The organism is Pantoea sp. X-Soil-ISGK-421 (assembly GCF_059730785.1).
In genome coordinates this window covers 1,568,505-1,582,271 of record NZ_AP035979.1, presented here as the reverse complement: position 1 = coordinate 1,582,271, position 13,767 = coordinate 1,568,505, and the positions used below count along the sequence as shown (strand labels likewise).

The following is a 13,767-nucleotide window of genomic DNA, read 5'->3' as shown; positions in this document are numbered from 1 at the left end:
CTCCGCGAATGAGAATTTCGAGCTGACAGCTTAAGTCGACAAAAGCAAGGGTGATCGTCTGAATAACAGCAAAAATCACGGCTATTTTTGACATTGATTTTTTTGCGCAGGGCGTAGAATCAGTGCCATCTTCTCGTCAGGAGGCGTTATGCGCAGATATTCCACCTTGCTAGCCACCGTTTTGCTGGCACTGGCGCTACCCAGTTATGCCGCGGACCTTACCGCGCAGTTGACCCAATTTTTTAAAGCGCGCGATCCACAACATGCCGCTGGCATGACGGTCGTCGTGCGGACTCCGCAGGCGCAATGGCCAAGCTGTGAAACGCCTGAACTGCAACTTCCGGGGAATAGCCGTCAGTGGGGCAACATCAGCATCGCCGCTAACTGCGATCAAAATCGTCGTTTCTTGCAGGTTCAGGTGCAGGTCACCGGGCAATATCTGGTGGCAAGCCGTCAGGTGGCGCGCGGCAGCAATCTCAGCGCCACTGACTTCCGTCTGGAAACCGGCCGACTGGATGAATTGCCGGCACGCGCGCTGGTTGATAGCAGTGGTGTCATCGATGCCGTTGCGCTGCGTGATATCCCGCCGGGACAGCCAGTGACCGCCACCATGGTGCGTCAGCCGTGGCGTGTAAAAGCCGGTCAAAATGTGATGGTAGTCGCGAGTGGAAACGGGTTTAATGCCAGCAGCGAAGGACGTGCGCTGAACAACGCCAGCGCGGCACAAATGGTGCGCGTGAGGATGGGAAATGGTCAGGTTGTCAGCGGTCGCGTGGACGCAGATGGGAATATTCTTATATCGCTATAAAGCGTTAAAGAACCCTGTTGTTCTGCCGATAGAGATATCAACAACGACATTACCCTATGCTGATTCAGTTGGCTGACCCCCAACTGACCTTACAGGAGCCTTACCATGAGCATCGACAGAACGCAGCCTACTAATCCGGTCAGCACTGTTCAAACACGCGACAGCAACGACAACAGCGGCAAAGTGCGTCAGAGCGCTACGCCCGTAGCCAGCACCACCACTGAAAGCGGTGCGGAAGTGAAGTTGAGTCCGGCGCAGGCGCAGCTGATGCAGCCTGGCAGCAAAGACATTAACACAGCGCGCGTTGAGCAGCTGAAGACGGCCATTCGTAATGGCGAATTGAAAATGGATACCGGTAAGATCGCCGACGCGCTGATCGCCGATACCAAGGCGTATTTAGAGGGTAACTAATCCCAATGGACAATCTGCTGATCACCTTAGACAAAATGCAGGACGTGCTGACTTCTCTTGCCGTAGTAATGGATGAAGAACAACAGCAACTTTCTGCCGGCCAGATTAATGGCAACATGCTGCAGCGTATTTCTGAAGACAAAAGTGCGCTGCTGACCACGTTGAATTATCTGGACGAAATGCGCCGCACCACCGAGAAAACGCTCGGCACGCAGGCGCCCTATGGTGATCACCGCGATCGTGAAAGCCGCTGGATGCGTATTCAACAGCACACGCGCCGGTTGCGCGATGCCAATACGCACAATGGGATTTTGTTACAGCATCAAATCGGCTTCACTAATGAAGCATTAGCGGTATTGCGACCGCACCAAACCCAGGCGTTTTACGGCCCGGATGGTTTGGGTAAGGGTCAGGCGACGCTAAGTCGTAAAGGGTAGAAAAAGTGGGTTTGAAGAGGCTGCTATCTTTTGGGATGGCGGCCTTTTTGTTGTGTGCGGGACCTGCAGCATCTGCCGCTGCCGGGCGGTCCTCGCGCCGCTTACGCGGTACCTTCAGCTTCAACGTTGTGCCGACGGACCGTTCGGGATCGGGCTTCCTGCCCGGCCCGAACTGAGTCCCGCATCCATGTGGGACTCTCCTGGCCCACCGTTTACGCTTCAGCGCTGCGGATTGCCCTTACGCAGCGGCAGACGCTGCATGTCCGTTAAGAGAGTGCGGCCTTTAAACCATAGTGCGGCGCGCGAAATCGCGCGGACGGAAGCCCAGCAGGCCGAGCATCACGAAATACGCCCCGCCACCGATGGCACAAACTGCGGCCAGGCGAATCAGTCGCCACCACATCTGCCCCTCTTCCCATGCCGGCATCACCTGCAAAATACCCAGCAGCGCTGCGGCCATCACCACCACCGCAATCAGCAGACGCGACAGGAAACTAAACCAGCCCGGCTGCGGCTGGAAGATATCCTGCTTACGCAGTTGCCAGTACAGCAATCCGGCATTCAGGCAGGCGGCTAAACCGATCGACAGCGACAAACCGGCATGTTTGAGTGGGCCGATAAATGCCAGGTTCATCAATTGCGTGACAATCAGCGTCACGATGGCAATTTTCACCGGAGTTTTGATGTCCTGACGGGAATAAAAACCGGGTGCCAGTACTTTCACCACAATCAAACCCATCAAACCTACCGAATAGGCAATTAGCGCACGCTGCGTCATCAACGCATCAAAAGCGGTGAATTTGCCGTACTGGAACAGCGCAACCGTCAGTGGACCGGATAAAATCCCCAGCGCGACGGCGCTCGGTAACGCCAGCAGGAAGCAGAGGCGCAAACCCCAATCCATCAGGCGTGAATACTCTTCCTGATTGCCGCTGGCAAAACTCTTCGCCAGCGAGGGCAGCAAAATCGTGCCCAGCGCCACGCCCAGTACGCCGGAGGGAAACTCCATCAGACGATCGGCGTAGTACATCCACGAAACCGAGCCGGACACCAAAAATGAGGCGAAAATAGTGTTAATGATCAGAGAGATCTGGCTCACCGACACGCCGAGAATTGCCGGCCCCATTTGACGCATCACGCGCCACACACCCGCATCGCGCAGATTCAGGCGCGGCAAAACCAGCATGCCAATCTTTTTAAGATGCGGCAGTTGATAGCCCAACTGCAGCACGCCGCCCGCCACCACCGCCCAGGCAAGCGCCATCACCGGCGGATGGAAATGCGGCGCGGCAAACACCGCGAAACCAATCATGCTGACGTTCAGCAGCGTCGGTGCAAACGCCGGGACTGAAAACCGGTTCCAGGTGTTAAGGATCGCGCCAGCCAGCGACGCCAGCGAGATCAGCAGAATATAAGGAAAGGTAACGCGCAAGAGCGCGCTGGTTAAGGCGAATTTATCGGGCGTATCGGCAAAACCTGGCGCCGTCACCACAATTACCCAAGGTGCAGCGATCATCCCCAACACGGTCACCACCGCCAGCACCAGCGTTAATAAACCGGAGACGTAAGCAACAAACACGCGCGTGGCATCTTCGCCCTGCTTGCTTTTATATTCCGCAAGAATCGGCACAAATGCCTGGGAGAATGCGCCTTCAGCAAAAATACGACGCAGCAGGTTCGGCAGTTTGAAGGCAACAAAGAAGGCATCGGTGGCCATTCCTGCGCCAAAAACGCGCGCCACAATGGCATCTCGGGCAAAGCCCAGTACGCGGGAAAACAAGGTCATCGAACTGACCGCAGCCAGCGATTTCAACAAATTCATATTGAGTGGCGCATCCTGAAAAGTGTCGGAGAAATGAGCGACTTAGCGCGGACATCCCGTGATGTCCGGCGATAGTCTACTGCCACGGCGGGAAATGACCAGCATTGAGTGTTACAAGGAATTATTCGCGTTCGGCATCGCGCCACAATTTTTCCACCAGACGCTGCGCCACCAGCGCTTGTTCGCCACTGGTTTCCGGCATCGTCTGATTTTCTACGCACTGAATAAAATGGTGTGCCGCACCACTAAAACCGCGCTGGGTAAGATGACTTTGCCACGCGGGCGGTACATCACGCACGATACCGCTGCCGTTCTCCTGCTGCCAGTCGCGCATCTCATTAATTTCAATGTAATCTCCGTCGCAGATCGCGCTCACCACTTCACGTTGCGTACCAGCACGACGATGCATACTGGTGGTGATTTGCAGCGTGCCAGCGGAAAAATGGTGTTCGGCGTACAGCATCGCGCCATCATCATTGGTCTCAATGTGTCCCAATTCACGCGTCAGGGTGCCGCCCGCCAGCCACAGTGCGGTATCCACCACGTGCAGATAATCGTCCAGCAAGGTAAAACGCAGATCGTGCGGGCCGACGCTATCGGCGCGGTGCTTCTCGATGCGCAGCGAGGCGGCACGCGGCATTTCACTTTTTAGCTGCTGGTAACGCGGCGCAAACCGACGATTAAACGCCACCATCAGCTTGCGCTTTTGCTTGTGTGCCAGCGCCACCAGCGCTTCGGCCTGCTGCAGGGTTTCGGCTAACGGTTTATCCACGCAGACATCTTTGCCCGCCAGCAACAACGCTTTAACCACCTCGAAATGGCTGGCGGTGCTGCTGTGGACAAACACCGCATCACTGGCGGCCGCCAGCGCATCCAGTTGACCAAAGTAAGGTATGCGATAGCTATCGCAAATGGGCTGCGCCTTTGCCTGATTGGGCGAAAACGCACCGGCAAGCTGCCAGCCACTGGCCTGCGATAACACCGGCAACCACGCTTTTTGCGCGATTCCACCCAAACCCACAATGCCAATTCGCAGCGTCATCTCAGCGATCCTTTTGCAGCAGCTGTTGCAGTTGCGCCTGCAACTGAGCAACCGTTTCTTCAAGTTGCGCGACACGCGCCGTTAAATCGTCACTGTCACTAACGGTTTCTGCACTGGCCGCTTCCTCCGCCACGTCGCCACCAAACAGATGCATATAGCGACTTTCACGTTTACCCGGTTCGCGCGCCATACGCACTACCATTGGCCCCTCATCGCGCGTGATTAAACCGTTAAGCGTTTGCTCGACTTCGTTCATATCACTAAATTCGTGCAGACGACCGCTGCGGGTACGCAATTCGCCAGGCGTCTGTGCGCCGCGCAGGAACAGCAGCGTCAGTACCGCCACTTCAGCCGGACTCAATTGTAGATTTCCGAAGGCTGAATTGCAGAAGCGTTGTTCATATTTGCTGACGCGCTGACCAAAGCCGTTATTGGACGTCACCAAATGCTTTTTCACCAGCTCATCAAGCTGCGCTTGAACTTCCATCTCGCTGAGGTTCAGCACCGGTTCACGGTTGGATTTCTGATTACAGGCGGTGACGACGCCATTGAGGGAGAGCGGATACTGATCCGGCGTGGTGACCTGCTTCTCCAGCAGGCAACCAATCACGCGCAGCGCCTGCGCTGATAAGGCCATTTTCATTGCGTTAATCCTTTTTTTTATTGTCCACGGCGATCCGGGTTCCACTCCCGCCAGGTCAGCGCTGTGAGCACATGATCCTGCCAGCGCCCATCAATCAATAAGTAATCTTTGGCGTAGCCCTCTTTTTCAAACCCAAGGCGCGCCAGCAGATCGCCACTGCGCTGATTGTGCGGCATGTAGTTGGCCATAATGCGGTGAATACGTTGCTGTCGTTGCATATAGCGAAGGGTGGTGTCGAGCGCTTCAAACATCAGTCCCTGACCTTGCCATTTCTCGCCCAGCGAATAGCCGAGATAGCAGGCGTGAAACGATCCGCGTAGCACGTTGCTGTAATTAGCAACACCACGCACTTCAGTCTCTTCTGGGTCCATCAGCACAAAATAGTAGGCTGAGCCCTGTTTGTGCATATCGGCAATCAAGCCAAGGCGCGCTTGCCAACCCGAAGGGTAACAATGGCTTTCATCGCGCACTGGCTCCCAGGGTTTTAGAAATGCACGATTTTCAGCGTAATAATCCGCTAATCGCCAGGCATCGCGTTCATGTACTAAACGCACCACTAAGCGATCGGTTGTGAGGCGTACGCGTGGGCCAGCAGAACGATAGCCAAACATCATGACTCCTGAAATCCATAACTTAAGAAAGATGTACGCCAGCGGCGATACGTCTCACTATAACCGTCACCCCGCTTGCGGTAAAACCCTTGAACGCGTTCCTCTGGATTCATCCTGATTTAGGATTAATATTTCTGCGGATTCGATGAAAAAATATCATCCTGAGAAAGCTGTTTTTCGCCCCTGCGCAGGCGGAAAATAGACCAATTGGTCTCTTATCTCCTCTCACTTGCTCAGGAATTAGCATGTCTCGGGTTGCGCGGGCACGACGCCTCGGTAAAACATTTCTCTTAGTGGATAACATGTTGGTGGTAATGGGATTTTTCGTGGTATTTCCCCTTATCTCTATCCATTTTGTCGAACAGCTAGGTTGGGCCGCGTTGATGGTCGGCATTGCGCTTGGCTTGCGCCAATTCGTCCAGCAGGGATTCGGCATCTTTGGCGGTGCCATTGCCGACCGTTTTGGTGCACGTCCACTGATTGTCACCGGCATGCTAATGCGCGCGGCGGGTTTTGCCTGCATGGCGCTGGCGCATGAACCCTGGCTGCTGTGGTTCGCCTGTTTGCTTTCCGGTCTTGGTGGCACGCTGTTTGACCCACCACGCAGTGCGCTGGTGATGAAACTGGTACGCGCACGCGATCGCGGCCGCTTCTTCTCGCTGCTGATGATGCAGGACAGCGCCGGTGCCGTGCTTGGCGCTCTGATTGGTAGCTGGCTGCTGGCGTGGGATTTCCGTCTGGTGTGCTGGGTCGGCGCGGCAGTGTTTGTCAGTGCTGCGCTGTTTAACGCTATTTGGTTACCCGCGTGGCGTATCTCGACAGAACGCATTGCGATGCGTGAAGGGATGCAACGCGTCTGGCAGGACAAGCGCTTTCGCCTGTATGTGCTGACCTTGACGGGCTACTACATTCTCGCCGTACAGGTGATGTTGATGCTGCCGGTGATGGTGAATCAGGTGGCCGGTGCGCCCGCTGCGGTGAAGTGGATGTACGCGATTGAAGCGCTGCTGTCATTAAGCCTGCTTTATCCGCTGGCGCGCTGGAGTGAGAAGCGCTTCCGCCTGGAAACGCGTTTGATGGCCGGTTTGTTCCTGATGACCTTCAGCCTGCTACCGGTTGGCATGACCGACTCGTTGCCGTCGCTGTTTATGCTGATCGCCGTCTTTTATCTCGGATCCATCATTGCCGAACCGGCACGTGAAACGCTTAGCGCGTCGCTGGCCAGTTCACGCGCTCGCGGCAGTTATATGGGCTTCAGCCGCCTCGGCCTCGCGATTGGTGGCTTAATTGGCTACTCCGGCGGTGGCTGGATGTTCGACATGGGCCAGCAATGGGCGCTGCCCGAACTGCCGTGGATGCTGCTGAGCAGCGTTGGCATGATCACTCTTTTGGCACTTTGGTGGCAGTTCCAGCCGCGTTCGGTGGCACCCGCAATTTTCAGCAGCTAGTTTGCCCCTGCCGTAGATCTCTTCCATACTTCCCGCACGTCAGAAAAAAGGGTGACCTCCGTCACCCTTAGAACCACAGGAGAAACGGGATGAAACTCTACATCTACGATCACTGCCCTTTCTGCGTCAAAGCACGCATGATTTTCGGGTTAAAAAATCTGCCGTTAGAACTGATTGTTATGCTGAATGACGATGAGCAAACGCCGAAAAAACTCATCGGCCAGAAGATGGCGCCGATTCTGCAAAAAGCCGATGGCAGTGCTGTACCAGAAAGTATGGATATCGTACGGCTGGTGGATAAGTCCGATCATGAGCCGCTGCTCAACGGCAAAAGTAATCCTGCCATCAGCGACTGGCTGCGCCACGTAAATGGTTACGTGAATAAGCTATTGCTACCCCGCATTGCTGATGCCTCCTTCGCTGAATTCGCTACGCCGGAAGCGCGCAGCTACTTTAGCGAGAAGAAGCAGGCCAGCGTGGGTGATTTCACCGAGTTGCGTAAACACGCGCCAGGCCTGATCAAAAATATCAGCGATGACCTGCGCCAGCTAGACAAGCTGATCGTCAAACCGAATGCGGTTAATGGTGAGCTTTCCGAAGATGATATTCATCTGTTCCCGCTACTGCGTTCATTGACGTTGGTAAACGGCATTGAATGGCCAAGCCGTGTTGCCGATTATCGCGACAATATGGCGAAACAGACTCAGGTCAATTTGCTCTCCTCTATTGCCGCGTAATTCCTATCCCTAGAGAGGCGCTACGGCGCTTCTCATCTCTCTCCTGGTGACACGTGCCGCTGAATCAGGCAGGCTATCGCTGTTTTGTTTTGCCGTTTCAATCAGGATGAGGACATTATGAAAAAGGCGTTTCCTGGGCTATTCGCCCTATTTTTTGCCGTGCTACTCAGCGGCTGTAACCAATTGACGCAATACACCATCAGCGAACAGGAAGTGAATCAAGCGCTGCAAAAACGCAATAACTTTGAAAAAGATATCGGTGTTTCCGGGCTGGTGAATGCGCACATTGTGCTGAGCGATCTCAACAGTCAGATTGGTCGTGAAGAACCCGGCAAAATCACGCTCTCGGGAAAAGCCAATATCAATGTCAGCTCACTGTTTGGCCCACAACAGGCCGAAATGCTGCTGAAAATGAAAGCGCAACCGGTCTATAACGCGCAAGAAGGCGCGATTTATCTGCATGATATGGAGATTGTCGATGCGCAGGTGCAGCCAGAAAAAATGGCCTCGATCATGAAAACCCTCACGCCCTATCTTAATGCGTCGCTGAAGCGCTACTTCAATGAGAAACCGGCCTATGTGCTGAGCGCAGATCGCAGCAAAGGCGAAGCGCTGGCGAAAAAACTCGCCAAAGGGATTGAAGTCAAACCGGGGCAATTAGTGATTCCGTTTACCGAATAATCCGCGTAACCGCACCTTCGGGTGCGGTTTTTGTTTGTCACGATAAAATCCCGTGCAAACGGTTGCCCACATCCTTATGATTACTCCCCGGCCTAAACGTGCCTCTCGTTTTCTTCTCAGCCGGAGTCTTTTTGAATGACAGCCCAACCTCAGCAAATCACTATTCGCCGCCCTGACGACTGGCACATCCATCTGCGTGATGGCGCGATGCTCAACGCCGTACTGCCGTATACCAGTGCTGTAAATGGACGTGCGATTGTCATGCCAAACCTGGTTCCACCGGTTATCAGCGTGGCCGCAGCCGTGGCTTATCGCGAACGCATCATGGCCGCATTACCTGCTGAGCATGCTTTTACTCCGCTGATGACCTGCTACCTCACCGATTCACTCGACCCCGATGAGATCGAACGCGGCTTTCGTGACGGCACGTTTACCGCCGCCAAACTCTATCCTGCGCATGCCACCACCAACTCCAGCCACGGCGTCACCAATATCGCCTCGATTGCTAAGGTGTTAGAGCGCATGCAGCAAATCGGCATGCCGATGCTGGTGCATGGCGAGGTAACCGATTCTCACATCGATATTTTTGATCGCGAAGCCCGCTTTATTGAAACCGTGCTTGAACCGCTGCGTAAGCAGTTCCCGGCGCTGAAAGTGGTGATGGAACACATCACCACCAAAGAAGCGGCGGAATATCTGGCAGCCGGTAACGATTTGTTGGGTGCCACCATTACGCCGCAACACCTGATGTTCAACCGTAACCACATGCTGGTGGGTGGCGTACGTCCGCATCTTTACTGCCTGCCGATCCTAAAACGCAATATTCACCAGGAAGCATTACGTCAACTGGTCGCCAGCGGTAATCGCCGTGTCTTCCTCGGTACCGATACTGCGCCGCATCTGCGTCACCTGAAAGAAGCGAGCTGTGGCTGCGCCGGGGTGTTCAATGCGCCAACCTCGTTGCCCGCTTACGCTACGGTATTTGAGGAGCTGAACGCGCTGGAACATTTTGAGGCTTTCTGCTCGGAAAACGGGGCGAATTTCTACGGCCTGCCGCTGAATGAGGGCACTTTGACACTGGTACGTGAATCCTGGAAGGTAGAGGAGAGCATTGCACTGGCGGATGACACGTTGGTGCCTTTCCTCGCCGGTGAAACGCTGAACTGGCGTATCAAAGAATAATTTTCTGCTGCTTGCCTTCGGGATAATTATACTGTACAAATAAACAGTATATTATTCCGGAGGCTTCTATGCGTGTTGAAATTACCGTAGCAAAAACTTCGCCCCTTCCTGCTGGTGCACTTGATGCACTCAGCGTCGAACTGGTCCGTCGCATTACGCACGATTTCCCTGATGACGATCATCACGTCAAAGTACGTTACGCCGGCGGCAACCAACTCAGCGTGTTTGGTGGCTGCAAAGAATCACGTGAACGCATCAGCGAACTGTTACAAGAAACCTGGGAAAGCGCGGACGACTGGTTTAATAACGATTAACTGCCACTGTGCCGTTTTTGCCGGGTTTCGCCACCCGGCTTTTTTGTTTTTATTTCCCTCTCGCCAGAAAAACTTCCTGCATCTAGACTCATGTTAAGCGATCCCCTATTCTTGCCTCGTCATGCTTACAGGAGGTGTTTTACATGACTACTGAAAAACCAGAAGAGGCGATGACCTTTGGGGAATTGCTGGCATTTATTGCTGAGCAACAGCGCCGCTTAACCGTATTAGAAAATGCTTTTGCCACATTGACCTTCTGTCTCGACGATCGCGCCAATCAGTTACTGGTACACAATCTGACGTTGGAAGCACAAAATCAGAACCATGACGAGCAGTTACAGCAGCATTTTACGCGGCTGGCTGAAGAGATTCAGAAACGTCATGGCCTGCTTCCCGCTGAGCCACACGCATAACAGTGCCGCATTTTTTGGCTTAACGTTTCCCAACATTAAAGCCGATAATCTCGTCAGCACTCGCCGTAATATTTGCAATAAAATGCCTGAGTCCTCGGGCATTTTATTATTCCCTTTAATGGCTATTTTGAGGACGTTTATTTTTACTCTGTTTAACTTCGTCATACCTTTTAACTATTGCACTCGCTAATTCATGTTATAATTGCTTCGCTAGTGCACGATACAGCCGCATTGAACCTCAAGAAGCACTTCGTTTAACGAGTAATACGGAGGTTATAATGGACAGAAATAAAGACGTCATCCAGACTCATCCATTGGTAGGATGGGACATCAGCACCGTAGACAGTTATGACGCCATGATGATTCGCCTGCACTCGCTCTCCTCGCAGGATCAGAAAGAAGAAGAAGCTGACGTGGGCCCGACCTACTGGCTGACTACCGATGTCGCCAGACAGTTTATCTCCCTACTTGAAGCTGGCATTGCAAAAATAGAGTCCACTGAGCAGTACCTACGCGACAATCAAAAGCATTAATTTCTACTATCGCGTGAAAGGGCACCCAACAGGGTGCCTTTTTCATGGGCGCTCTCTTTTGATATGCTGTTGAAAAATTTCGCCGTTTTGCTGGAGTGATGTGGTTATGGTTTATGATCTGATTGTGGTGGGAAGCGGTTCGGTTGGTGCAGCCGCCGGCTTTTACGCCACTCAAGCTGGTTTATCCGTGTTGATGATTGATAGCGCCCATCCCCCACACAGCCAAGGCACCCACCATGGCGAAACCCGCTTGATTCGTCATGCTTATGGTGAAGGTGAACGCTATGTGCCGCTGGTGCTGCGCGCTCAGACACTGTGGGATGAACTGGAACGTCAAAGCGGCGAGCGCATTATGCATCGCAGCGGTATCCTTAATTTAGCACCGCTCACCTCCTCCTTTATTCAAAATGTCATTGATAGCGCGAAAGCGTGGCAGCTGGATGTGAAAATCCTGCAGGCCGATGAAGTGCGTGCACGCTGGCCGCAATTCACAGTGCCGGATGGCTATATCGGTGTATTTGAACCCCACTCGGGTTTTCTCAAATGCGAGCAAGCGGTGCGCAGCTGGGTGCAACTGGCGGAACAGGCTGGCTGTGCGCAACTGTTTAATTGTCCAGTGACGGAAATTGGCCGCGATGGCGATCTGCAGCAGGTCACCACAAGCGATGGCATTTTCCGCGCACGTAAACTGTTGGTCAGCGCGGGAACCTGGGTCAGTCAGTTGGTCGCCGATCTGCCGGTCACGCCCGTGCGTAAAGTTTTTGCCTGGTATCAGGCGGATGGTCGCTATAGCGAGAACAACAAATTCCCAGGTTTTACCGTGGAGATGACCGACGGCAGCCACTTTTATGGCTTCCCGGCGGATAACAACGCGCTAAAAGTAGGACGTCATGATGGCGGCCAGCTGATGCAAACACCGGAAGATCGCAAACCCTTTGGCAGCATCGCAGTGGACGGTAACGAGTCCTTTAATTTCTTGCGTAAATTCCTGCCGGGCGTGGGTGTCTGCTTGCATGGCGAAGCCTGCAGCTATGACAACACGCCAGATGAGGATTTTATTATTGATACGCTGCCGGATGAGCCTAATCGCCTTATCATCACCGGTTTGAGCGGACATGGTTTTAAATTTGCCAGCGTGCTGGGCGAACTCGCCAGTGAGTTTGCGCAAAATAAACCGTTCTCTTTTGATATCAAGCCATTCTCGCTCGCGCGATTTAACTAATTCTTGCGTGTCGGCGTAATGATGCGCCGGCACACTTGACGCAAGTTGACATTTAATTACCTTTATAGACATTCAACTCAAGGATTTGCCGCATTTGGTGTAGCCAATATGCCCTATCCCGTCACTACCCTTGTCTTTTAAGTCCGCCCTTCAATTATCCTGACTGAGTTTTAAATAAACCCTCATTTATTCCGAAGGTGATTTTCGACTTTATAGAAAAGTAAGGTTAATTGATCTTTCATTGCAAAATGTAGATGCTGATGACCACTTATTTCATTCTGCTGGATATTCATATGTGGTGTAATTCCACACAGCATTTCGGTGCCGTCTCCATTTTATTGCATTGGCTGATGGCGCTGGCTATTTACGGCATGTTCGCGCTGGGTTTATGGATGGTCGGATTGGGTTATTACGATGGCTGGTATCACGACGCACCTGAAATTCATAAAGGTGTCGGCATAATGCTGTTTGCTGCATTACTGCTGCGTCTCGGCTGGCGTTTTATCTCGCCGCCGCCAAAACCGCTGTCGAGCTCTTCGCCTTCCGTGCAGCGCAGCGCCAGCGCCGCGCACTGGATGTTATATGGCTTGCTGCTGGTGCTGCTGTTTACGGGTTACCTCATCTCCACCGCCGATGGCAAACCGATCTCAGTATTTGGCTGGTTCGACGTTCCCGCCCTGTTTAGCGGTGCCGCGCAACAAGCGGATCTGGCAGGTGACGTTCACCTTTGGCTGGCATGGGGTTTGGTGCTGCTCTCCGCCCTGCACGCGCTAGCTGCCCTGAAACACCATTTTATCGACCGTGATGTGACACTGAAAAGGATGTTGGGTTACCGCATCCCGATACCCTCTGAAAAGGAAAAGTAACATGCTAAAGAAGACATTATTGGCAATAGCCGCGGCCGGATTATTGAGCACCAGCCTAACGGCCAGCGCGGCTGACTATAAGTTTGATAAAGAAGGCCAGCACGCGTTTGTTCAGTTCCGCATTCAGCATCTGGGCTACAGCTGGTTATACGGCACCTTTAAAGACTTTGATGGCAGTTTCACTTTTGATGAAGCCAATCCTTCGGCAGATAAAGTCAACGTCACCATTAATACCAATAGCCTCGACACCAACCATGCCGAGCGCGACAAACATCTGCGCAGCGCGGATTTCCTCAACACCGGTAAATTCCCACAGGCAACCTTTGCCTCTACTGCGGTGAAAAAAGAGGGCAAAGATTACAAGATCACTGGCGATTTAACGCTGAATGGCGTGACCAAGCCAGTGACGCTGGATGCAAAATTGATCGGTGAAGGTAAAGATCCGTGGGGCGGCTATCGTGCAGGATTTGAAGCGAGCGGTGAAATCGTGTTGAAAGAGTTCAATATCAGCAAAGATCTTGGCCCGGCATCGCAGAAAGCTGAACTGATTATTTCAGTGGAAGGCGTGCGTAAGTAAAGCAGTTACAGCCTGAAGTT

Annotated in this window: 17 protein-coding genes; 13 read left to right on the top strand and 4 right to left on the bottom strand. The window is 53.2% G+C overall.

The window, feature by feature from the left end; genetic code table 11:
• Nucleotides 1-148 precede the first annotated feature (148 nt).
• From flgA to flgN, 3 genes are all read left to right on the top strand, one after another.
• Nucleotides 149-808 carry a flagellar basal body P-ring formation chaperone FlgA gene (gene flgA / locus AC6I8K_RS07350; RefSeq protein ID WP_064740861.1) on the top strand — a complete coding sequence of 220 codons (660 nt, stop codon included), beginning with the start codon at nt 149-151 and terminating at the stop codon, nt 806-808.
• Nucleotides 809-913: 105 nt separating this feature from the next.
• A complete protein-coding gene (gene flgM, locus AC6I8K_RS07345; protein WP_064740860.1) occupies nt 914-1,219 on the top strand; it encodes a flagellar biosynthesis anti-sigma factor FlgM in 306 nt (101 codons plus the stop codon).
• A gap of 5 nt (nt 1,220-1,224) precedes the next feature.
• Nucleotides 1,225-1,656: a flagellar export chaperone FlgN gene (gene flgN / locus AC6I8K_RS07340; protein ID WP_483817172.1), complete on the top strand. Its 432-nt coding sequence runs from the start codon at nt 1,225-1,227 to the stop codon at nt 1,654-1,656.
• Between the two features lie 283 nt (nt 1,657-1,939).
• Here the strand turns inward: flgN and murJ are convergent, their stop codons facing one another.
• The 4 genes from murJ to rimJ form a co-directional block, all read right to left on the bottom strand.
• The gene (gene murJ / locus AC6I8K_RS07335; RefSeq protein WP_064740858.1) at nt 1,940-3,478 is read right to left on the bottom strand and encodes a murein biosynthesis integral membrane protein MurJ; all 1,539 of its coding nucleotides are present in this window, start codon (nt 3,476-3,478) and stop codon (nt 1,940-1,942) included.
• 121 nt (nt 3,479-3,599) lie between these two features.
• Entirely contained in the window at nt 3,600-4,520 is a 921-nt protein-coding gene (locus tag AC6I8K_RS07330; RefSeq protein WP_483817171.1) for a Gfo/Idh/MocA family protein, read from the bottom strand.
• 1 nt (nt 4,521) lies between these two features.
• The gene (locus AC6I8K_RS07325; RefSeq protein WP_497826459.1) at nt 4,522-5,163 is read right to left on the bottom strand and encodes a DUF480 domain-containing protein; all 642 of its coding nucleotides are present in this window, start codon (nt 5,161-5,163) and stop codon (nt 4,522-4,524) included.
• A gap of 17 nt (nt 5,164-5,180) precedes the next feature.
• Nucleotides 5,181-5,774, bottom strand: coding sequence for a ribosomal protein S5-alanine N-acetyltransferase (gene rimJ / locus AC6I8K_RS07320; protein WP_497827229.1), 594 nt, complete (start codon nt 5,772-5,774; stop codon nt 5,181-5,183).
• Between the two features lie 245 nt (nt 5,775-6,019).
• Here rimJ and mdtH point away from each other — a divergent pair, with 245 nt between their 5' ends.
• From mdtH to AC6I8K_RS07270, 10 genes are all read left to right on the top strand, one after another.
• Nucleotides 6,020-7,222, top strand: coding sequence for a multidrug efflux MFS transporter MdtH (gene mdtH, locus AC6I8K_RS07315; protein WP_064740853.1), 1,203 nt, complete (start codon nt 6,020-6,022; stop codon nt 7,220-7,222).
• Between the two features lie 89 nt (nt 7,223-7,311).
• Entirely contained in the window at nt 7,312-7,959 is a 648-nt protein-coding gene (gene grxB, locus AC6I8K_RS07310; protein WP_064740852.1) for a glutaredoxin 2, read from the top strand.
• Between the two features lie 117 nt (nt 7,960-8,076).
• Entirely contained in the window at nt 8,077-8,640 is a 564-nt protein-coding gene (locus tag AC6I8K_RS07305; protein WP_064740851.1) for a lipoprotein, read from the top strand.
• Nucleotides 8,641-8,775: 135 nt separating this feature from the next.
• Nucleotides 8,776-9,822, top strand: a complete 1,047-nt coding sequence (pyrC, locus tag AC6I8K_RS07300) for a dihydroorotase (protein WP_064740850.1) — start codon at nt 8,776-8,778, stop codon at nt 9,820-9,822.
• A gap of 68 nt (nt 9,823-9,890) precedes the next feature.
• Nucleotides 9,891-10,136, top strand: a complete 246-nt coding sequence (gene dinI, locus AC6I8K_RS07295; protein WP_064740849.1) for a DNA damage-inducible protein I — start codon at nt 9,891-9,893, stop codon at nt 10,134-10,136.
• Between the two features lie 143 nt (nt 10,137-10,279).
• Nucleotides 10,280-10,549 carry a hypothetical protein gene (locus AC6I8K_RS07290; protein ID WP_064740848.1) on the top strand — a complete coding sequence of 90 codons (270 nt, stop codon included), beginning with the start codon at nt 10,280-10,282 and terminating at the stop codon, nt 10,547-10,549.
• Nucleotides 10,550-10,827: 278 nt separating this feature from the next.
• Entirely contained in the window at nt 10,828-11,082 is a 255-nt protein-coding gene (bssS, locus tag AC6I8K_RS07285; protein ID WP_007893664.1) for a biofilm formation regulator BssS, read from the top strand.
• A gap of 106 nt (nt 11,083-11,188) precedes the next feature.
• Nucleotides 11,189-12,304, top strand: a complete 1,116-nt coding sequence (gene solA, locus AC6I8K_RS07280) for an N-methyl-L-tryptophan oxidase (RefSeq protein WP_483817168.1) — start codon at nt 11,189-11,191, stop codon at nt 12,302-12,304.
• 293 nt (nt 12,305-12,597) lie between these two features.
• A complete protein-coding gene (locus AC6I8K_RS07275) occupies nt 12,598-13,170 on the top strand; it encodes a cytochrome b (RefSeq protein WP_497827228.1) in 573 nt (190 codons plus the stop codon).
• 1 nt (nt 13,171) lies between these two features.
• The gene (locus AC6I8K_RS07270; RefSeq protein ID WP_064740846.1) at nt 13,172-13,747 is read left to right on the top strand and encodes a YceI family protein; all 576 of its coding nucleotides are present in this window, start codon (nt 13,172-13,174) and stop codon (nt 13,745-13,747) included.
• Nucleotides 13,748-13,767 lie beyond the last annotated feature (20 nt).